Raw genomic sequence first — 294 nt, 5'->3', positions numbered from 1 at the left:
TGATCCCATCCCGAACTCAGCAGTGAAACGATGCATCGCCGATGGTAGTGTGGGGTTTCCCCATGTGAGAGTAGGTCATCGTCAAGATTAAATTCCGAAACCCCTATCTGCCGACGCAGGTAGGGGTTTTGTTTTAGTAGAAGTCACCGATTTTCACCAACACGTTTTTAAAACGGGTTGGTTCCCGAATTTCTTGACGACCATAGAGCATTGGAACCACCTGATCCCATCCCGAACTCAGCAGTGAAACGATGCATCGCCGATGGTAGTGTGGGGTTTCCCCATGTGAGAGTA

2 rRNA genes are annotated in these 294 nt (G+C 49.3%); both read left to right on the top strand.

Going from position 1 to position 294, the window contains the following annotated elements:
• A 5S ribosomal RNA gene (gene rrf, locus HU762_RS26570) occupies nt 1-87 on the top strand; the annotation flags it as partial.
• A 105-nt stretch (nt 88-192) separates the two neighbouring features.
• Nucleotides 193-294 (top strand): 5S ribosomal RNA (gene rrf / locus HU762_RS26565); the annotation flags it as partial.

The sequence above is a fragment of the Pseudomonas sp. SWRI92 genome (assembly GCF_014268685.1).
GTDB classification, from domain to species: domain Bacteria; phylum Pseudomonadota; class Gammaproteobacteria; order Pseudomonadales; family Pseudomonadaceae; genus Aquipseudomonas; species Aquipseudomonas marvdashtae.
The sequence above is the reverse complement of the archived record's forward strand: the minus strand, read 5'-3'. Positions and strand labels throughout refer to the sequence as shown.